Here is a 19,768-nt window from a genome sequence, read left to right as displayed (position 1 = left end):
GCTTTGCTGGGCCTTCTGGTTTCGCCCCCCGGGCGAGTCACTTTTCGCAGTGGAGGCTGCAGCCCGTAGCCCGGACTTCAGTCCGGGAATGCCGGCCACTCCGCTCCCGCGCTGAAGCACGGACTACAAGGGCATAACGCGGATCACGCCTGTTCCCGCAGGCGCCGGCGGAAGGCTCCGGGTGTTTCGCCGCAGAGCTGCTTGAACAGCTTGGCGAAGGTGGCGCGGTCGCTGTAGCCCACCTGCTGCGCCACCTGCTCCAGGGAGCGGGAGGGGTTGCGCAGGGCGGATTGGGCGGCGGCGATGCGCAAGCGTTGCACGTAGTCGTTCGGGGTCAGGCCGGTGGCGGTGCGGAAGCGCCGCAGCAGGGTGCGGGTCGAACAGTGGGCGCGTTCGGCCAGGCCCTTGAGATCGATGGGCTCGGCGTGGTGGCGCTGCATCCAGGCCAGCAGCGGGCCGAGCTGGGCGTCTCCCGGCACGTCCGGCAGCAGCGGGGTGAAGCGTGACTGGCGGCCGCGCTCACGGTCGAACACCAGGGCACCGGCCACCCGCTGCGCCAGCCAGTCGCCGCCGTGCCAGGCGATCAGGTGCAGGCACAGGTCGAGCCCGGCCTGGGCGCCACCGGAGCAGAACAGGTTGCCGTCCTCGGTGAGCAGCTCATCGGGTTGCAGGCGCACCTGGGGGAAGCGCTGGCGGAAGGCACCGGCCAGCGCCCAGTGGGTGGTGGCGCGGCGGCCGTCGAGCAGGCCGGCGGCGCCGAGGAGGAAGGCGCTGCTGCACAGGCTGGCCACCTGCTGGGTGGCCGGGCGCCGTGCCAGCCAGTGCAAGAGGTCGGGATTGCCCTTGATGCTGCGCTCCACCGCGCTGCCGGTGGCCGGCAGCATCACCAGTTGTGCCTCGGCGGCCAGGGCCAGGTCGCCGTCGACGCGGATGCTGGCCATGCCCAGGTCCACCGGCTGGCCGTCGCGGCTGACCCGCAGCACCTCGAACAGCGCCTCGCCCGCCAGGGTGTTGGCCAGGCGGAAGGCGTCGTCGGCCATGGCCAGGCTGGAGCAGACCGTTTGCGGGCAGACCAGCAGGGCGATGCGGATCATCGGCGGTGTCTCGAACAGGAAGGTGGCGATTATTGCCACAAAGATGGCGATGCAGCCAATCGCCGCCGGGCGGAAAGCCGTCGATACTCTCCTCATCCCAATCGCCACGAGCATCGCCATGAGCCATCCCAACGCTGCCCTCATCGAACGCTTCTATCGCGCCTTCCAGGTTCTGGACGCCGAGACCATGGCCGGCTGCTACGCCGCCGACGTGCGCTTCGCCGACCCGGTGTTCACCGACCTGCGCGGTACCGAGGCGGCGGACATGTGGCGCATGCTGGCCAGCCGTGCCCAGGCCTTTTCCCTGACCTTCGACGGCGTCGAGGCCGATGAGCATGAAGGCCGCGCGCGCTGGGTCGCCACCTACCTGTTCAGCCAGACCGGGCGCACCGTGGTCAACCGCATCGAGGCGCGCTTCCGCTTCGAGAACGGCCTGATCGTCGAGCACCGCGACAGCTTCGACCTGTGGCGCTGGGCCCGCCAGGCGCTGGGCGCCAAGGGCCTGCTGCTGGGCTGGCTGCCGCCGGTGCAGAACGCCATCCGCCAGCAGGCGGCCCGGGGCCTGGCGGCGTTCCGCGCCCAACGCTGAAGTGGACGGGGCGCGGCCCGATCATCGGCGGGTGGCTGCGCCGCGCAATATTGCCTAAGCTCGCCGGCGAATCTCTTGCCGGTATCCATCATGATCAGGCTGTTCCAGTTTCCCGCCGGGTTCGATGTGCCCAACGCCAGCCCCTTCTGCCTCAAGCTGGAGACCTTCCTGCGCCTGGCGCGCGTGCAGTACCAGGCGCAAACCCTGATGGACCCTCGGCGCGGCCCCAAGGGCAAGCTGCCCTACATCGACTTCGACGGCGAGCTGATCGCCGATACCGCGATCATCCAGCGGGTGCTCACCGAGCGCCTACAACTCTCCCTGGACGACCACCTCGACGAGGCCGGCCGTGGACGCGCCCTGGCCGTCACCCGCGTCTGCGACGAGCACCTCTATTGGCTGCTGGTGTACTTCCGCTGGCTGGAGGAGGAGGGCTGGCAGCAGACCCGCCAGGCCTTCTTCGGCAACCTCGGGCCCGTGGCCCAGCGCCTGATCCCGGCGCTGGTGCGACGCAAGGTCCGCCGTGACCTGCTGGCCCAGGGCCTTGGCCGTCACGATCGCGAAGACCTGCTGGTGTTCGCCCGCGAGGACTTGCAAGGCCTCACCGACCTGCTCGGCACGAATGCCTTCTTCGGCGGCGAGCGCCCCTGCAGCGCCGATGCCTCCGCCTACGGGCTGCTGGCCAATCTGGTGCAGTGCACCCTGGAAACCCCGCTCAACCGCCTCGCCCGCGAGTACCCGCACCTGGTTGATTATTGCCAGCGCATGCGCGAGGTGGCCTGGGCATGAGCGAGGTTCCACCACCACGGCCCTGGTTCGTCTACCTGGTGCGGGCCGCCAACGGCGCGCTCTACTGCGGCATCAGCGACGACCCGCAACGCCGCTTCGCCCAGCACCAGAGCGGCAAGGGCGCGCGCTTCTTCCATTCCAGCCCGGCCCAGGCGCTGGTCTATATCGAAGAGTGCCCGGGCAAGGGCGACGCCCTGCGCCGCGAGCGCGCCATCAAGAACCTGCGCAAGGCCGCCAAGGAAGCGCTGGCCAAGGCGTACATCGCTGCACCATCAGCGCCAGCGGATAGGCCCTGAGCCCGGGGCAGGCCAGCGCCGCCGCTGGCCCGTGGCGGTATCGGCTACGGGGACGAAATCACAGCCACGGATTCGTTCGTATCCTGTGTGTTTTCATTGCGCGCCCCATATTTGGTGTGTACGGTACACACTATGCGCGTAGGGAGGCCACGATGCGCAGTCGTGAGGTGATAGAGAAGATCAAGGTGGATGGCTGGTACGAGGTGGAGGTGAAAGGCAGTCACCATCCGTTCAAGCACCGAATAAACCGGGACGGGTCATGGTCCCACACCCCAAGAGTGATCTACCCATAGGGACGGTACGCAGCATCCTGAAACAAGCCGGCCTTCTCTGAGGCCATCGCTTCGCAACACACGGAGTGTAAACACCATGAAATTCCCCCTCGTTCTGCATAAGGACCCTGACTCTGACTACGGCGTAACCGTGCCGGACGTGCCGGGTTGTTTCTCTGCGGGCGCTACCGTGGCGGAAGCCCTGGAGAACGTGAAGGAGGCGCTTGCCCTTCACTTCGAAGGCCTGGTGGCGGATGGCGAGGCACTGCCTCAAGCGCAGCAGATTGACTTCCATATTGGTAATCCCGACTTTGCCGGCGGCGTGTGGGCGGTGGTCGAGTTCGACGTGACGCCCTACCTAGGCAAGGCCGTACGCTTCAATGCCACCCTGCCGGAGAATCTTCTGCAGCGGATCGATGAGCGTGTGAGTAAGGACGCCCGCTACGCCTCACGGTCCGGCTTTCTCGCCACTGCCGCGTTGCGCGAGCTTTCGGATGCCGGTTGACGGTGGCCGAGCCTGGGCGCGCTGCTTCCATTCCAGCCCGGCCCAGACGCTGGCCTGGCGCTACTAAATAGCTGCGGCTGATGGCACGCCATCAGCGCCAGCGGATAGGCCCTGAACCCCAGGGCGGCTAAGCTGCCCAGCCTGAACAAGAACGATACGGAGCCCGCCATGCACGAGTTGATCCTGCACCACTACCCCACATCCCCCTTCGCCGAGAAGGCGCGCCTGCTGCTGGGCTTCAAGCAGCTGTCCTGGCGTTCGGTGCACATTCCGCCGCTGATGCCCAAGCCAGACCTGATGCCCCTCACCGGCGGCTACCGCAAGACCCCGGTGCTGCAGATCGGCGCCGACATCTACTGCGACACCGCGCTGATCGCCCGCCGCCTGGAGGCGGAGAAGGCCGTGCCGGCGTTGATCCCGGCGGGCCAGGAATTCAACGTGGCGAGCTTCTGCCACTGGGTGGATTCGGTGATCTTCCAGCACGCGGTGAGCCTGGTGTTCCAGCCCGAATCCATCGCCGTGCGCTTCGGCAAGCTGCCGCCGGAGGCGATCAAGGCCTTTATCGCCGACCGTGCCGGGCTGTTCAGCGGCGGCACCGCCGCGCGCCTGCCGGCCGAGGTGGCCAAGCACAACTGGCCGACCTTCATGGCCCGCCTGGAGCAGCAGTTGGGCCGCGAGGAGGGTGACTTCCTCTTCGGCGAGCCGAGCATGGCCGACTTCTCCCTGGCCCATTGCCTGTGGTTCCTCAAGGCCACCCCGGTCACCGCGCCGCTGGTGGACGACTACCCGGCGGTCGCCGCCTGGCTGGGCCGTGTGCTCGGCTTCGGCCATGGCGCCTCCAGCGAGCTGAGCGCCGCCGACGCCATCGAGATCGCCCGCGCCGCCGAACCCGCGGCGCTGCCGGATGAGCCCTTCTTCGACATCAACGGCTTCACCGCCGGGCAGAAGGTGGCCATCGCCGCCACCGACTATGGCGTCGACCCGGTGGAAGGCGAGCTGGTATTCGCCGGCCGCGAGGAGCTGATCCTGCGTCGCGAGGACGAGCGCGCCGGCGTGGTGCATGTGCACTTCCCCCGTGTGGGCTTCCGCATCGAAGCACGCTGATCCGCAGGCGCACAAAAAAGCCCGGCATTTAGCCGGGCTTTTTCGTTTGCACCTTCGCTCAGTCCTTGCGGCGCTTGAGCTGGTCCTTCAGCTGGGTCGGGACCTGGCGGATGATCAGCATGTCGCGGCCTTCGTCGTATTCGATCTTCGAGCCCAGCAGGTGAGCCTCGAAGCTGATGGACAGGCCCTCGGCGCGGCCGGTGAAGCGCTGGAACTGGCTGAGGGTGCGCTTGTCCGGCGGGATTTCCGGCGACAGGCCGTAATCCTTGTTGCGGATGTGTTCGTAGAAGGCACGGGGCGGTCTTCGTCGATCAGCCCGGACAGCTCCTGCAGGGTGATCGGCTCGCCCAGCTTGGCCTGGGTGCTGGCGTAGTCCACCAGGGTCTTGGTCTTCTCGCGGGCCTGTTCCTCGGCGAAGTCCTCGTGCTCGACGAAGTCGCTGAAGGCCTTGAGCAGGGTGCGGGTCTCGCTCGGCGCGTCTACGCCTTCCTGGCAGCCGATGAAGTCACGGAAGTAATCCGAAACCTTCTTGCCGTTCTTGCCCTTGATGAAGGAGATGTACTGCTTCGACTGGGCGTTGTTGCGCCACTCGGAGATGTTGATGCGCGCCGCCAGGTGCAGCTGGCCCAGGTCCAGGTGGCGGGCCGGCGCCAGGTCCAGCGCGTCGGTGACGGTGACGCCTTCGCTGTGGTGCAGCAGGGCGATGGCCAGGTAGTCGGTCATGCCCTGCTGGTAATGGGCGAAGAGCACGTGGCCGCCGGTGGAGAGGTTGGACTCTTCCATCAGCTTCTGCAGGTGCGCCACGGCCTCGCGGCTGAAGGCGGTGAAGTCGCGGCCGCCTTCCATGTATTCCTTCAGCCAACCGCTGAACGGGTAGGCGCCGGATTCCTCGTGGAACAGGCCCCAGGCCTTGCCTTGCTTGGCGTTGTAGCTTTCGTTGAGGTCGGCCAGCAGGTTTTCGATGGCCTTGGATTCGCCCAGCTCGCTGTCGCGTGCGTGGAGCACGGCGGCGCTGCCATCGGGCTTCTTGTCGATGAGGTGGACGATGCAGTGGCGGATCGGCATGGGCGTACCTGTGAAGCTGTGGATAAGGGCGCGCCGGTGGCTCGCCCGATAGGCCGCAGAGTTTACCTCAGCCTCGGCCGGGATGAGGGGCCTTGTGACCCGATCGCTTGTTGCCGAGTCAGTGTCTCCCTAAAGTGACGCCATTTCCGCTGCAATGACCAAGGATGGTTCCGATGTCCGGCCTGATCCTCGATACGCCCTCCCATGCGCTCGATGCCGAGTTGATCCTTTCCCTCGAAGCCCTGGCCGATCGCGGCCTGTTCCTCCAGGCCCATGCCCGGGCCGCCGAGTTCGGCGACTACCGCCACTGGCGCGGAGCGGCCGCCATGGCGCTGGCCTCGCGCCTCGCCGGGCAACTGGGGGCCCCGCGCCTGGGGGATGCCCTGGCCTGGCTCGGCTACCGCCGCTACCCGGAGGCCGCCGAGTCGCGCCTGCGCTATGCCCGCTTCCTGCTCGCCCGCCGTGGCCAGTACCGCGCCTGGGAATTCCTCCAGCGCTTCGCCGACTGGCTGCCCGAAGAGCCCGGGCTGCGCGCCGAGTGGCTGTCGTTCCAGGGGTACCTGCGGGCGTTGCTGCGGGACTTCGGCCGCAGCGCCGAACTGCACGATGCGGCCATGCAACTGGGCACCACCGACCCCTGGCTGCTGGTGGAGCGCTCCTACAGCCTGGAGCAGGAAGACCGCTATGCCGACGCGCTGGACCTCTGCGAGCGCGCCCTGGCGATGCTGCCCGGCTTCCGCTCCGCGACCCTGCAGGCCGCCCAGCTCGAACTGCAGCTGGGGCGCGAAGACGCCGCCCGTGCACGCCTGCTGGACGGTACCCAGCGGATGGAGAGCGCCGGGCTCTGCGCGCAATTGATCGACCTGCTGATCGAGCGGGGCGAACTGGATGAGGCCGAGCGCCTGATCGAGCGCTCCCTGGCGCTGGCGCTGCTGTTGGAGAAAGGCATGCGCGGCTGGTACGCCGGCCGTCGCTGCGACATCGCCTGCCTGCGCGGTGACCACGAGCAGGGCCGGACGCTGGCCCAGGAATCCCAGAGCCCCTTCTACACCCTGGTCGCCGAGCGCCTGGCCGAGCCCAAGGGCGGCCGCGTGCTGCTGCCGGTGACCTTCATCCGCCAGCACCACATGACCTGCGTCCCCGCCACTCTGACCGCGCTGTCCACCTACTGGGGTCGCCCGGTGGCGCACCTGGAGGTGGCCGAGGAGATCTGCTACGACGGCACGTCCTACCAGGCCGAGCGTGCCTGGGCCGAGCGCAATGGCTGGCTGGTGCGCGAGTTCACCGTGGACTGGGCCACCAGCCGCGCGCTGATCGACCGTGGCCTGCCCTTCACCCTGTCGCTGCAATACACCGGCAGCGGCCACCTGCAGGCGGTGGTGGGCTATGACGAGCCCCGTGGCACCGTGCTCATCCGCGACCCCGGCCAGGCGCAGTTCGGCGAGAGCATCGCCGAGGGCCTGTACGAGACCCAGCGCGCGTCCGGGCCCCGTGGCCTGCTCCTGCTGCCGCCCGAGGAAGCCCATCGCCTGGACGGCCTGGAGCTGCCGGAGCATGCGACCTGGGACCTCTACTACCGCCTGGTCAGCGCCCTGGAAGTGCACGACCGCGAAGCCGCCCTGGCCGCCTTCGAGGCCCTGCGCGAGCACGCGCCCGAACACCGCCTGACCCTCCAGGGCCAGCGCGCCCTGGGCTGGTACGACGGCCGCGAGGCCCAGGTGCTGGAGGCCACCGAAGCGTTGCTCGAACGCTTCCCCGATGACGCCAACCTGATCCTCTCCAAGTCCACCTCCCTGGCCCAGTTGCATGCCCGCGAGCAGCAATTGGACTGGCTCGCCGGCCATTGCCAGGGGCGCTGGAGCGATGCCGGCATCCTGGTGCGCTACACCGGCCTGCTGGTGGAGGACGGCAGCCAGCTGGAAACCGCGCGGCAGCTGCTGGGCCGTGCCCTGCGCCAGGCCCCGGGGCATGCCCAGGCGTGGAACGAGCTGGCCAGCCTGCGCTGGAACGAAGGCAGCCGCGAGCAGGCCTGCGAGCTGTACCGCATCGCCGCCTGCCTGCACGACACCAACGAGGGCTATAGCAGCCAGTACTTCCGCGCCCTGCGCTGCCTGGGCCGCACCGAGGCGGGGCTGGAATTCCTGCGCCAGCGCCAGGCACGCCTCGGCGCCCTGGCCGCCGGCCCGACCCTGACCCTGTGCGAGTTCATCGAGGAACTCTCCGACCCGCTGCAATGCCGGCAGATTCTCGAGCAGGCCGTGGAACGCCGCCCCCAGGACCCGGCCCTGCTGCTCAACCTTGCCGACTTCTACGGCCGCCATGGCGAGCTGGAACTGAACGAGGCGATGCTGCGCCGCGCCGAACCGGTGAGCCGTCGCGGCACCTGGCTGCGCGCCGCCGTGCTGCACAGCCAGCGCAGCGATGGCGACCCGCAGCGCGCCCTGGCCTGGTGCCGCGAAGCGGTGGAGCTGGACCCGCTGAACATGAGCCTGCACCGCATGCAGGTGCAGCTGCTGCGCCAGAGCGCCGGTGAAGAGGCGGTGGACGCGTACGTCACCGCACTGGCCGAGCGCTTCCCCCATCACTGCGGCATCGCCGAGTTGGCGGTGGAGCGCGCCCAGCGCCACTCCCTGGAGGATGCCGAAGCGGCCCTGCGCCGGCTGCTGGCGAGCCACCCGGAATACGCCTGGGCGATCCGCGAGCTGGCGGTGACCCTGGCGCGCCTGGGTCGCCATGAGGAAGCCCTCGAATTCTGCGAGCGGGCCCGGCGCACCGACCCGCGCAGCTCCAGCAGCTATTCCACCCGGGGCTTCGTGCAGCTCCAGGCTGGCCAGCGCGAGGCCGCCCGTGAGGCCTTCCGCGAGGCGCTGGAGCGCTCTGCCGATAACGATTACGCCGGCAACATGCTGCTGGAAACCTGCACCGACCAGGCCGAAGCCCTGGACAGCCTCGACTTCATCCATCGCCAACTGGTGGCCCAGGTGACCTTTGGCGACGGCTGGCTCGCCTACCCGGACCAGGCGCGCAGGCTGCTGGAACCGCAGGTGTTGCTGGAGCAGTTGAGCGAAGCCCTGCAACAGCGCCCCGACCTCTGGCAGCTGTGGGTGGTGGTCGCCGCCCAGCAGGCCGAGATGGGGCAGGTGGAGCAGGCCGAGACCCTGCTGCAGTCGGCCATCGAACGCTTCCCGCTGATGCCGCGCCTGGCCCTGGAGCGGGCCCAGCTGCAGAGCAGCCAGAAGCAGTACGCCGAGTGCCGCGAGACCCTGCGCGGGAGCTTCCGCATCAACCCGCTGTGGACGCGCAGCGTGCGCCTCTACGTCGAAAGCCTGCTGGACGAGGGCACAGACCTGGAGGAGGCCGAAAGCCTGCTGCGCAGCGTGCTCGCCCGCACCCCCGACAACACCGAACTGCGTGCCTACCTGGGCTATGTGCTGGGCGAGCGCGACAACCCCGCCGAAGGCGCCCTCGAGGCGGAGAAGGTGCTGCGCGAGGAGCCCGGCAACGGCTGGGTCTGGAATCAGCTACGCCGCTACAGCGCTGCCCTGGAAACGCCCGGGCGCCCCCTGGAACTGGCCCGCGAGCTGACGCGCCTGCGCGCCGGCGACCCGGATGCCTGGCTGGCCCTGGCCGAACAGGAGGAAGGCTTCGAGGCGAAGGAGCCGGCCCTGCGCCGTGCCCTGGAGCTGAACCCGCGCCACCGCAGCGCCAACACCCAGCTGGCCGAGGGGCTGCTGGAAGCCCAGCGCTACGACGAATTGCGCCAGCTGCTGGCGGCCCCCTGCTGGGGTGGCGGAACGCCCCCCGAACTGGCGCTGTTCGGGCCCCGCGCCACCCGCCAGGAGCAGGACCTGCCCAGCGCCATGGCCGAGATGCGCCAGTTGCTGGAGCGCCAACCGGCCTTCTTCGAAGGGTGGCGCACCCTGGCCGACTGGCAGGACGACGCCGGCGAATACGCCGCCTACGTGGAGTCGGCCCGGGAGATGGTGCGCCTGGAACCCCGCCAGGCCATCGCCCACGGTTTCCTCGGCCACGCGCTGTGGCTCGACGGCAAGGGCGAAGAGGCGCTGCCGTCCTTCAGCCGAGCCTACCAGTTGGACGCCTGCTACACCTTCGCCGGCCTCCACGAGTTCGACCTGCTGCTCAAGCACGGTACGGGGGAGGCCACGCGCGCAGTGCTGGAGCGGTTGCTGGAGGCATCGAGCCAGCCCGCGGTGCTGATCCGCGCCCTGCGTTTCGCCGTGCCCCGCGGCGATCAGGCGCTCAAGCGCCGGGTGCTGGAACCCCTGTGTCGCGACCATGGTTGCATCGACGCCTGGGGCGAGGTGCTGAAGATCCTCGAGCGGCCCGAGCAGGACAAGGACCTGCAGGAAACCCTCGACGCCGGTGTCGCCGATGGCTCCCTGCACCATGGCGCCGCGCTGCAATGGTTGCGCCGCGAGGATGCCCGCTGGATGCCCGGTTCACTGTGGAAGGGCTTCCTGCGCCTGCTGGAAAACGACCCGCAGCACGCCGGCAAGCACGCCATGCTGGAGCTGCTGGCCAACCGCAAGAACGCCAACCGGCTGCTGGTGGATGCCCTCGAAGCCTGTCGCGAGACGATCCGCAGCGATGGCGTGATCTGGGGCATGGCCAGCTACGCGATGGTCAACCAGGATCGCTACGAAATGATGTTCGACTGGCTCGCCGACTGGGAGCAGCACCCGGAGGCGCCGGCCTGGGGCCTGGACAACCTGGCGCTGGGCATGCGTGCGCGCAAGCTGGATGCGCGCGCGGCGGCGGTGTCGCGGCTGTCCCTGGAGCGCGACCCGCAGAACCACGATGCCATGGTCTGGCTGGGCTTCGATGCCGCCATGGCTGGAGACATTGCGGCCCTGGATGCCTGGCTGGAGCGCTTGCAGGGGGCGGAGCCGCGGCCCTTCTTCCGTTGCATGCAGCACCTGCTGGAGGGCGTCGCCGCTGCGCTTCACGCCGGCAACAGCCAGGTCGCGGTGGCGCACTTCCGCACCGCCCGCGCGGTGGCCAAGGGCAGCGAGCACGGTTCCTACTGGCGCCTGCGTCGGCACCTGGCCAAGGCCCTGGCCTTCGGCCCGGCGACGCCGCGCTGGCTGGTGCCGCTGCGCTACCTGCAACTGCGCTTCTGAGGCCCGTTCAGGCCTCCTCTTCGCGGCTCCTGGCCTTCAGCGCCTGGAGCCGCTCGATCACGTAGCGCAGGTGCACGTGCAGCTCATACAGCTCGTTGGAGTAGGAGAGCGGCACGTCCACCTTGGCCAACTGGTCCTCCAGTTGCTCCAGCTTGCCGATCTCGCCGTCCAGCTCCGCGCGCAGGGTGCCGGCGTCCAGCTTGCGGTCGATCTCGCGCAGGTACTTGTACCAGCGGTAGATGCGCGCACGGATGCGCCAGCGGTACACCGGGCCCACCGCCTTGAACAGCGGGAACATCACCACCAGCAGCGGGATCAGCAGGATGATGTAGCGGTCGGCCAGGGAGGCGATGCGGAAGGGCAGGTAGCGCTGCAGGATCGGCAGGCCGTTCTTGTAGTAGTAGGCGGCCTCGTCCAGCGTCGACAGGGTCATCGGTTGGGCGGCGGGGTAGCGCCCGGCGGGGTCGAGCAGGCTGCCATTCTTCATCACCTCGCGGGCGGCTTCGAGGATCAGCGGCGTCAGTGAGGGGTGGAATTCGTCGTTGGCCACCAGGGTCGCCACCGGGCCCAGGGTGAGGATGTCCCGCGAGGGGCTGTTGCTGGCGAGGTTGAGCAGGCCTTCACCCACGTCGAGCTTGGTCAGGTAGGGCAGGCGCGCACGGTAGGCGGCGCTGCGGCGCAGGCTGACCAGGTCCAGCTCGCTGCGCGTGGCCAGGCGCTGCACCACGGCGTTCTCCGCCGGGCCGACGAAGAAAGCGGCATCCAGCTCGCCGGCGATCAGCGCATCGGCACCCCGCGTGCCGCTGAATGCCTGCCAGTTCTGCGGGTACTGTTCCGGGCCGATCTGGTTGGCCTGCAGCAGGGCCGCAGCGATGGCACGGGTGCCGCTGTTGGGCGTGCCGATGGCCACCCGCAACTGCAGCAGGTCGCCCATGCTGTCGATGTCCACGTCCTTGCGTTTGAACAGCCACAGCGGCTCCTGGTACATCACCCCGAGCCCATGCAGGCGGTTGCGTTCGCGCGGCTCCAGGGTCAGCTCCTGGCCGCTCTGCACCAGGGCCATCTGCACCTCGCCGCGTTGCAGCTTGCCGAGGTTGTCCAGGGAGCCGGTGCTGGGCACCAGCTCCAGGGTGAAGCCCTGGCGCGCCAGTTCCTCCTTGAGCTTTTCGCCGAACAGGGCATAGCCGCCATTGGCGCCGCCGGTGGCCAGGGTGGCGTGCATGGGCGGCGGCGGGGCGACGAAATAGAACACCGCGCCCACCAGCGCGGCGACCACTGGCACGGTCCAGAGGTTGGCCAGCAGCATGATCTTCAGGTCTTTCAGGAACCTTGGCATGGGAATCCTTGGGGCTTGGAGTTGAGGGGAAGGATAGCCACTGGCGCAGCGGCGGTTGCCTCCCGGTGCCGGTAAATGACAAGGTGGCCGCCTTCCCGTTCCCCGCGACAAGTGACAGACCCCCATGCGCATCCTGCACAGCTCCGACTGGCATCTCGGCCAGCACTTCATGGGTAAGACCCGCCAGGCCGAACACCAGGCCTTCTGCGCCTGGCTGCTGGAGCGGGTGCAGGAACACCGGGTGGACGCGGTGCTGGTGGCGGGCGATGTGTTCGACACCGGTGCGCCGCCGAGCTACGCCCGCGAGCAGTACAACCGCTTCGTCATCGAGCTGCGCGACGCCGGTGCGCAACTGGTGGTGCTGGGTGGCAACCATGATTCGCCCGCCATGCTCGGCGAGAGCCAGGGCCTGCTGGCGGCCCTGGGCACCCGCGTGGTGCCGGGTGTCGCCGCCGACCCGCAAGAGCAGGTGCTGGTGCTGCGCGGCCCTGATGGCGCGCCGGGCGCGGTGCTCTGTGCCATCCCCTTCGTGCGCGCCCGTGACGTGCTGCAGAGCCAGGCCGGGCAGAGCGCGGCGGACAAGCAGCTGTCCCTGCAGCAGGCCATCCAGGCCCATTACGCGCAGCTGTTCGAACTGGCCGAGCGGCGCCGGGACGAACTGGGGGGCGGGCTGCCGATTATCGCCACCGGCCACCTGACCACGGTCGGCGCCAGTGCCAGCGAGTCGGTGCGGGAAATCTATGTCGGCGCGCTGGAGGCCTTCCCCACCAGCGCCTTCCCGCCTGCCGCCTACATCGCCCTCGGACATATCCACAGGCCGCAGAAGGTCGGCGGCCTGGAGCACATCCGCTACAGCGGCTCGCCCATCCCGTTGTCCTTCGACGAAGCCGGCCAGGCCAAGGAAGTGCTGCTGGTGGAGCTGGACGGGGAGGGCGTGCGCAGCGTCACGCCCTTGCCGGTGCCCTGTTTCCAGCCCCTGGCCAGCGTGCGTGGCTCCCTGGGCGAACTGGGCGGCGCCATTGCCGAGCAGGCCCGCCGGGGCACGCCCGAGCGCCCCGTATGGCTGGAAGTGCAGGTGGGCACCGACGATTACCTGAGCGACCTGCAGGGCCGCGTCGCCGCCCTGTGCGAAGGCTTGCCGGTGGAGGTGCTGCGCCTGCGCCGCGAACGCGCCGGCCTCGCGCCCGGCCTGGTGGGGGAGGCCCGGGAGACCCTGGACGAACTGAGTGCCGAGGACGTGTTCGCGCGCCGCCTGGAGCTGGAGCAACTGGACGAGGACCAGGCTCGGCGCCTGCGGGACCTGCACCGTGGCGTGCTGGAAGAGGTCCGCAGCGAGCGCAGCTGAGGCCGGGGCAGATCGCCGCTATCGCCGCCGGACCTGCACGGGCGGGCGGAGAATGCCAGAATGCCGCTCCCATCCCCCGGCGGCTTCTGCATGAAAATCCTCAGCCTGCGCCTGAAGAACCTCAACTCCCTCAAGGGCGAGTGGAAGATCGACTTCACCGGCGAGCCCTTCGCCGGCAACGGCCTGTTCGCCATCACCGGCCCAACCGGTGCCGGCAAGACCACGCTGCTGGACGCCATCTGCCTGGCCCTCTACCACCGCACCCCGCGCATGAGCAGCGTCTCGGCCACGGTCAACGAGCTGATGACCCGCCACACCGCCGACTGCCTGGCCGAGGTGGAATTCGAGGTGAAGGGCGTGGGCTACCGTGCCTTCTGGAGCCAGCGCCGCGCCCGCGACAAGGTCGATGGCGGCCTGCAGGCGCCCAAGGTGGAGCTGGCGCGCATCACCGACGGCGAGATTCTCACCGACAAGATCAACGACAAGCTCAAGCAGACCGAAAGCCTCACCGGGCTGGATTTCGAGCGCTTCACCAAATCCATGCTGCTGGCCCAGGGCGGGTTCGCCGCCTTCCTCGAAGCCAGCGCCAATCAGCGTGCCGAGCTGCTGGAGGAGCTGACCGGCACCGAGGTGTACGGGCTGATCTCCGAGCGCGTCTACCAGCGCACCCGGGAGGCCGAGGCCAGCCTGGGCCAGCTGCGTGCACGGGCTGAGGGCGTGGAGCTGCTCAACGCGGAGCAGCGCCAGCAACTGCAAAACGAACTCGCCGAACTCAATGGCCGTGAAAGCAGCCTGCACGGCCAGCAGGAGAGCCTGCAGCGCCAGCGCCAGTGGCGTGAGGCCCTGGCTGGCGCCGAGGCGCGCCAGCTCGCCGCGGTGCAGCAGGGGCAGGACGCCCGGCAGGCGCTGGAGCAGGCCGGGCCGCAACTGCAGCGCCTGGCCGAGAGCGAGCCGGCCGAGCGCCTGCGCCCGCCGCACCGTGACTGGCAGCGCGCCGGGCAGGCCGCTACCGAAGCGGCCGAGGCCCTGGCCCAGGTGCGTGAACAGAAGGCCCAGGCCGCCCGCGAGGTGGCCGATGGCCTGTGGCAGGCGCGGGGCTACAGCCAGCAGCGGCTGGCGGCACTCGCCGCCCGCCGCGATGGGCTGGCCGAGCAACGGGGCCAGATTGAGGCGCTGCTGGCGGCCAACCCGCAACACGGCCTGCTGGGCGAGCGCCTGGGCGCCTGGCGGGAACAGCTCGGTGCGCGCCGACACCTGGCGCAGGCCATCGCCCAGTCGCTAGCCCGCCAGCAGCAGGAACGGCAGGACGCCGAGCAGCTGGCGCAGCGCATCGCCGGCTTCCAGGCGGCATTGGTGGAAAGCGATCAGCACCTGGAGCAGGCCCGTGCCGCCGAAGCCCTGCGCCAGGCTGCCTTGGCCACACTGCTGGCCGGTGATTCCGAAACCGCCCTGCGCGAGCGCTGGCAGCGCCTCAGCGACCAGGGCCACCAACTCGCCCGCCTGCAGCAACTGGCGGAAAACCGCACACGCCTGGAACAGCAGCTGGCCGCTGCGCAGGACGGAATCGAGGCCGACAGCCAGGCACAGGCGCAGAAGATCGCGACGCGAGACGCCCTGCGCCTGCAGTTCACCGACCTCAAGCAACAGATCCAGGACAAGGAAAAGCTGCTGGAGCAGGAGCAGCGCATCCTCAAGCTGGAGGCCCATCGCGCCGCTTTGCAGCCCGGCGAGGCCTGCCCGCTGTGCGGTTCCCACGAACACCCGGCCATCGCGGCCTATGGCGCGCTGGATGTCTCGGAGACCCAGGCCGCGTTGCAGGCCAAGCGCGCCGAGCAGGAGCAGGTGCGCGAACGGGGGGCGGCCCTGAACACCGAGCTGGCCGCGCTGGACGCGCACCTGCGCCAGCGCCAGCAGGACGAGCAGCGCCTGCAGGATGAATTGCAACAGTTGCAGGCGCAGTGGCAGCAGCACTGCACCGCCCTGGGCCAGCCACTGGTCGATGGCCCGGCGGTGGCGGCGGCCCAGGCGCAGCAGCAGGCGGACCTCGCCGCCCTGCAACGCAGCCTGGGTGAGCTGGACGGCCTCAAGCAGGCCGTGGACGCCGCCCGTGGGCAGCGCGAGCAAGCCCAGAAGCACCAGCAGGATGCCATGCAGCAGCATGCGCTGGCGGTGCAGGAACAAGGCGCCTTGCGCCGCCGCGAAGCGGAGAACACCGAGCAACTGGGCCAGCTCCAGGCGCAGCAGGTTCGCCAGGAGTCGGAGCTGGGCGCGGCCTTGGGCGAGCTCGGTTACGCCCTGCCGGAAGACAACGAGCGTTGGCTGGACGCGCGCGACGCCGAGTGGCGCACCTGGCGTGATGCCCAGGCCCTGCAGCAGCGCCTGGAGCGTGACGAGCAGCTGCTGCTGGCCGAGCTGCAAACCGCCGAAGGTGCCGCCACGCGCTGGCAGCAGCGTTGGGGCGAGCTGGCGCAGCCCGATGTTGAAGCCCTAGCCCCTGTGGATAACCCCGCCGCCGCCCTGGAGCAGGCCGAGCAGCGCCTGGCGCTGGCCCAGGAACGCAGCCAGGCGCTGATCGGGCGCGAGCAGACCCTGGCCGAACGGCAGGACACCGCCCGCGCCACGCTCGACGGGCAACGGGCCGCCTGGGAACAGGCGCTGGCGCAGAGCCCCTTCGCCGACGAGGCGCAGTACCTCGCCGCGCTGCTGGACGAGGACGCACGCAACCAGTTGCTGGCCCTCAAGGCCCGCCTGGAAAAGGCCTGTACCGAAGCCCAGGCCCTGGAAGCCTCAGCCCGGCAGAGCCTGGCGGAATTGCAGGCGACGCCACAGACCGAGCTGGCCCTGGTGGAGCTGGACGAGCAGCTGCAGGCGCTGCAACTGCAACGACGCGAACTGGCCCAGCGCCAGGGCGAGCTGCGCGGGCAACTGAGCGGCGACGAGCAGCGCCGGCAGAACCAGCAGGCGCTGTTCGCCGAAATCGCCGCCCAGGAAGGCGCCTGCGACCTCTGGCAGCGCCTCAACGGCTTGATCGGCTCGGCCGACGGCGCCAAGTACCGCCGCTTCGCCCAGGGGCTGACCCTGGATCACCTGATCCACCTGGCCAACCAGCAGCTGGAGCGCCTGCACGGCCGCTACCAGCTGCGCCGTCGCGCCCTGGGCGAGCTGGAGCTGGAAGTGGTGGACACCTGGCAGGCCGATGTCGCCCGGGACTGCCGCACCCTGTCCGGCGGCGAGAGCTTCCTGGTCAGCCTGGCGCTGGCCCTGGCGCTTTCCGACTTGGTCAGCCACAAGACCAGCATCGATTCGCTGTTCCTCGACGAGGGCTTCGGCACCCTCGACGGCGAAACCCTGGAAGTGGCCCTCGACGCCCTGGATGCGCTCAATGCCAGCGGCAAGATGATCGGCGTGATCAGCCACGTCGAAGCGCTCAAGGAGCGCATCCCGGTGCAGCTCAAGGTGCACAAGGGCGTGGGCATGGGCTACAGCCGCCTGGAGCCGCGCTTCGCCGTCCCATAACTCGGACTTCGGCGCTGAGGTGTTTGTAGTTCGTAGGATGGGTAGAGCGCAGCGAAACCCATGCTGTGATGGGACCGCTGCGCGCTCCTTGGCGACTGAAGTCGCCCCTACAGGTAGCAGAGGCCTGCGTTCACACCTGGCTCTGGTCGAGGAACAGGTGCTCGGCGAGGAAGTCGACGAACACCCGCAGCTTGGCGGGCATCTGCTTGTAGCACGGCCAGAGGGCGCGGAAGTGGGCGGAATGCTGGTTGCGGTCCTCGAGCACGGCCTGCAGCTGGCCGCTGGCGAGGGCGTCGCGCACGGCGAAGTCGGGCAGGCAGGTGATGCCCATGCCTTCGCTGGCGACGCGGATCAGGGTGTCGGCGTGGTTGCACACCAGGGTGGTGGGCAGCTGCGGTTCGCTTTCCTCCGCGTCCAGACGCAGGGGCCATTTCTGCAGCTTGCCGGTGCTGGGGAACTTGTAGTGCAGGCAGGCGTGCTGCTCCAGGTCGGCCGGCACCCGTGGCGTACCCCGGGCGGCCAGGTAGTCGGGCGAGCCCACCAGCTGCAGGTGGAAGGCGCCGAGCTGGCGGGCGCGCAGGCGCGAGTCCTCGGGGATGCCGCTGCGCACCACCACGTCGAAGCCTTCCTCGATCACGTCCACCAGGCGGTCGCTGAAATCCAGGTCCAGCTCGATGCCGGGGTAGCGGCGCATGAAGGCCGGCAGCACCACGGGGAAGAGGCCCAGCACCAGGGGCAGGCTGACCCGCAGGCGGCCGCTGGGCTCCTGGGTGTTTTGCGACAGCTCGTGCTCGGCCGCCTCCAGCTCGCCGAGGATGCGCCGGCAGCGTTCGAGGAACAGCGTGCCTTCCACCGTGAGGTTGATGCTGCGGGTGTTGCGGTGGAACAGGCGCACGCCGAGGTGCTGCTCCAGGCGGGCGATGCCCTTGCCCACCGCCGAGGCGGAGATGCCCAGGACGCGGCCGGCGGCGACGAAGCTCTGGCTTTCGGTGACCTGGACGAAGAGGGCGAGGCGGTTGAGGCTTTCCATGGTGCTTCCGATTGAGGACTCAGGCTTCCGTTAAGTGCGGAATACTAGCCTGTTTTTCCGTAATTACCGCCGCCATAACCTGCTCCGACTTTCCTTGCGGAGCTTCCGAAATGACCGATTCATCCCTTTCCGACGGTGCTCGCCGCTGGCTGCTGCTGGCTGCCTGCCTGACGGCGGTGCTGATCCCGCTGTGCTTCACCGGCCCGGCGGTGGTGCTGCCGGCCATCAGCCAGGCCCTGGGCGGTTCGGCGGTGGAGCTGAGCTGGATCACCAATGGCTACATCCTCGCCTACGGCAGCGCGATGATGGCGGCCGGCAGCCTGGCCGACATCCACGGGCGCAAGCGCGTGTGGCTGGTGGGCCTGGCGCTGTTCGCGGCGGTGACCCTGGTGATTCCCTTCGCGCCCACGGTGCTGTGGTTCGACCTGTTGCGCGTGCTCCAGGGCCTGGGTGGTTCCGCCGCCTTCGCCGGGGCCATGGCGGCGCTGGCCCAGGAGTTCCATGGCCCGATCCGCACCCGGGTGTTCAGCCTGTTGGGCACCACCTTCGGCCTGGGGCTGGCGTTCGGCCCGTTGCTGGCCGGCCTGCTGAGCGACGGCCTGGGCTGGCGCATGGTGTTCTTGCTGCCGGCGCTGTTCGGCATTGCCGGCGCGCTGCTGGTGGCTGTTTGCGCCCGCGAGAGCCGCGACCCCAATGCCCAGGGGCTGGATTGGCCGGGGGCGATCAGCTTCACCGCGATGCTCACCCTGTTCACCTGCGGCACGCTGCTGGCGCCGGAGCACGGCTGGTCGCACCCGCTGGTGCAGGGTTCGCTGTGGGGCAGCCTGGCGTTGCTGGTGGCCTTCGTGGTGATCGAGCGGCGCAGCCCACGGCCGATGCTGGAGCTGGGCCTGTTCCGTCGTGCGCAGTTCGCCGGTGTTCAGTTGCTGGGGGCGTCGCCCGCCTTCGCCTTCGTGGTGCTGATCGTGCTGCTGCCGGGGCGTTTCATCGGTGTGGATGGCCTCAGCGCCGTGCAGACCGGGCAACTGATGATCGCCTTGTCGGCGCCGTTGCTGGTGGTGCCGATGCTGGCGGCCTGGCTGTCGCGCTGGTTCACCGCCGGTGTGCTGTCGGCCCTGGGCCTGGCGTTGAACGCGCTGGGGCTGTTGTGGATGAGCGAGGCGCTGGTGGCCGGGCCGCAGGCACTGGTGCTGCCGATGCTGCTGGTGGGCGTGGGCATCGGCTTGCCCTGGGGGTTGATGGACGGGCTGGCGGTGAGCGTGGTGGAGAAGGAGCGGGCGGGCATGGCCACCGGCATCTTCAACACCGTGCGGGTGTCCGGCGACGGCGTGGCCATCGCCCTGGTCGGCGCGTTGCTGGCCGCACTGATGCTGGTGGCCATGCCGGCTTCAGCGGTGGCGCCGTCGCAATTGGTCGCTGCCGCCAGCCATGCGGCCCTGGGCGACCTGGCCCAGGCCGCGACGATACTGGGGGTGGACCGGGCGGCGCTGCTGCCGGGCTATGACGCGGCGTTCCGCACCCTGCTGCAGGTGCTGGCGGCGGTGACCGGACTGACGGCGGTGCTGGTGTTCGCGCTGCTGGGCAGGGTGCGCACCCATGAGCCGGAGGCAGCGGGAGAGGTGCCTTGTGAGGCGTAGCCGTGCGTAGGGTGGACCACGCTTCATCGGTCCACCGTCGGTGTGGCCG

Annotated in this window: 12 protein-coding genes and 2 pseudogenes; 10 read left to right on the top strand and 4 right to left on the bottom strand. The window is 69.4% G+C overall.

The window, feature by feature from the left end:
• Nucleotides 1–143: 143 nt before the first annotated feature.
• On the bottom strand, nucleotides 144–1,094 hold the full coding sequence (locus tag PSm6_RS04815) for a GlxA family transcriptional regulator (protein WP_021220880.1): 951 nt from the start codon (nucleotides 1,092–1,094) through the stop codon (nucleotides 144–146).
• Between the two features lie 118 nt (nucleotides 1,095–1,212).
• Between PSm6_RS04815 and PSm6_RS04810 the strand changes: the two genes are divergently transcribed.
• The 6 genes and pseudogenes from PSm6_RS04810 (at nucleotide 1,213) to PSm6_RS04785 (ending at nucleotide 4,649) form a co-directional block, all read left to right on the top strand.
• Nucleotides 1,213–1,683, top strand: coding sequence for a nuclear transport factor 2 family protein (locus PSm6_RS04810; RefSeq protein ID WP_043240029.1), 471 nt, complete (start codon nucleotides 1,213–1,215; stop codon nucleotides 1,681–1,683).
• Nucleotides 1,684–1,773: 90 nt separating this feature from the next.
• Entirely contained in the window at nucleotides 1,774–2,472 is a 699-nt protein-coding gene (locus PSm6_RS04805; protein ID WP_021220878.1) for a glutathione S-transferase family protein, read from the top strand.
• Nucleotides 2,469–2,768 (top strand): GIY-YIG nuclease family protein, encoded by a 300-nt coding sequence (locus PSm6_RS04800; protein WP_021220877.1) that lies wholly within the window; start codon nucleotides 2,469–2,471, stop codon nucleotides 2,766–2,768. Before PSm6_RS04805 ends, PSm6_RS04800 begins: the two co-directional genes overlap by 4 nt.
• Before the next feature lie 152 nt (nucleotides 2,769–2,920).
• A pseudogene (locus PSm6_RS04795) lies at nucleotides 2,921–3,102 on the top strand (type II toxin-antitoxin system HicA family toxin).
• Nucleotides 3,103–3,137: 35 nt separating this feature from the next.
• A complete protein-coding gene (locus tag PSm6_RS04790) occupies nucleotides 3,138–3,545 on the top strand; it encodes a type II toxin-antitoxin system HicB family antitoxin (RefSeq protein WP_021220876.1) in 408 nt (135 codons plus the stop codon).
• 168 nt (nucleotides 3,546–3,713) lie between these two features.
• Nucleotides 3,714–4,649, top strand: a complete 936-nt coding sequence (locus PSm6_RS04785) for a glutathione S-transferase family protein (protein ID WP_021220875.1) — start codon at nucleotides 3,714–3,716, stop codon at nucleotides 4,647–4,649.
• A gap of 58 nt (nucleotides 4,650–4,707) precedes the next feature.
• Here PSm6_RS04785 and yejK read toward each other — a convergent pair.
• Nucleotides 4,708–5,714 (bottom strand): annotated as a pseudogene (gene yejK / locus PSm6_RS04780) (nucleoid-associated protein YejK).
• 173 nt (nucleotides 5,715–5,887) lie between these two features.
• Here yejK and PSm6_RS04775 point away from each other — a divergent pair.
• The gene (locus tag PSm6_RS04775; protein ID WP_043240032.1) at nucleotides 5,888–10,855 is read left to right on the top strand and encodes a tetratricopeptide repeat protein; all 4,968 of its coding nucleotides are present in this window, start codon (nucleotides 5,888–5,890) and stop codon (nucleotides 10,853–10,855) included.
• A gap of 7 nt (nucleotides 10,856–10,862) precedes the next feature.
• On the opposite strand, the gene PSm6_RS04770 is transcribed toward PSm6_RS04775, so the two are convergent.
• The gene (locus PSm6_RS04770) at nucleotides 10,863–12,191 is read right to left on the bottom strand and encodes a TAXI family TRAP transporter solute-binding subunit (RefSeq protein WP_043240035.1); all 1,329 of its coding nucleotides are present in this window, start codon (nucleotides 12,189–12,191) and stop codon (nucleotides 10,863–10,865) included.
• Between the two features lie 124 nt (nucleotides 12,192–12,315).
• Between PSm6_RS04770 and sbcD the strand changes: the two genes are divergently transcribed.
• Nucleotides 12,316–13,536: an exonuclease subunit SbcD gene (sbcD, locus tag PSm6_RS04765; protein WP_021220871.1), complete on the top strand. Its 1,221-nt coding sequence runs from the start codon at nucleotides 12,316–12,318 to the stop codon at nucleotides 13,534–13,536.
• A 90-nt stretch (nucleotides 13,537–13,626) separates the two neighbouring features.
• Nucleotides 13,627–17,052 (top strand): AAA family ATPase, encoded by a 3,426-nt coding sequence (locus PSm6_RS04760; RefSeq protein WP_265170500.1) that lies wholly within the window; start codon nucleotides 13,627–13,629, stop codon nucleotides 17,050–17,052.
• A 130-nt stretch (nucleotides 17,053–17,182) separates the two neighbouring features.
• On the opposite strand, the gene PSm6_RS04755 is transcribed toward PSm6_RS04760, so the two are convergent.
• Nucleotides 17,183–18,082, bottom strand: a complete 900-nt coding sequence (locus PSm6_RS04755; RefSeq protein WP_265169676.1) for a LysR family transcriptional regulator — start codon at nucleotides 18,080–18,082, stop codon at nucleotides 17,183–17,185.
• A gap of 110 nt (nucleotides 18,083–18,192) precedes the next feature.
• Here PSm6_RS04755 and PSm6_RS04750 point away from each other — a divergent pair, with 110 nt between their 5' ends.
• A complete protein-coding gene (locus tag PSm6_RS04750) occupies nucleotides 18,193–19,719 on the top strand; it encodes an MFS transporter (RefSeq protein WP_043240041.1) in 1,527 nt (508 codons plus the stop codon).
• The last annotated feature ends 49 nt before the right edge of the window (nucleotides 19,720–19,768 follow it).

It is taken from the genome of Pseudomonas solani (assembly GCF_026072635.1).
GTDB classification, from domain to species: Bacteria; Pseudomonadota; Gammaproteobacteria; order Pseudomonadales; family Pseudomonadaceae; genus Metapseudomonas; species Metapseudomonas solani.
The sequence above is the reverse complement of the archived record's forward strand: the minus strand, read 5'-3'. Positions and strand labels throughout refer to the sequence as shown.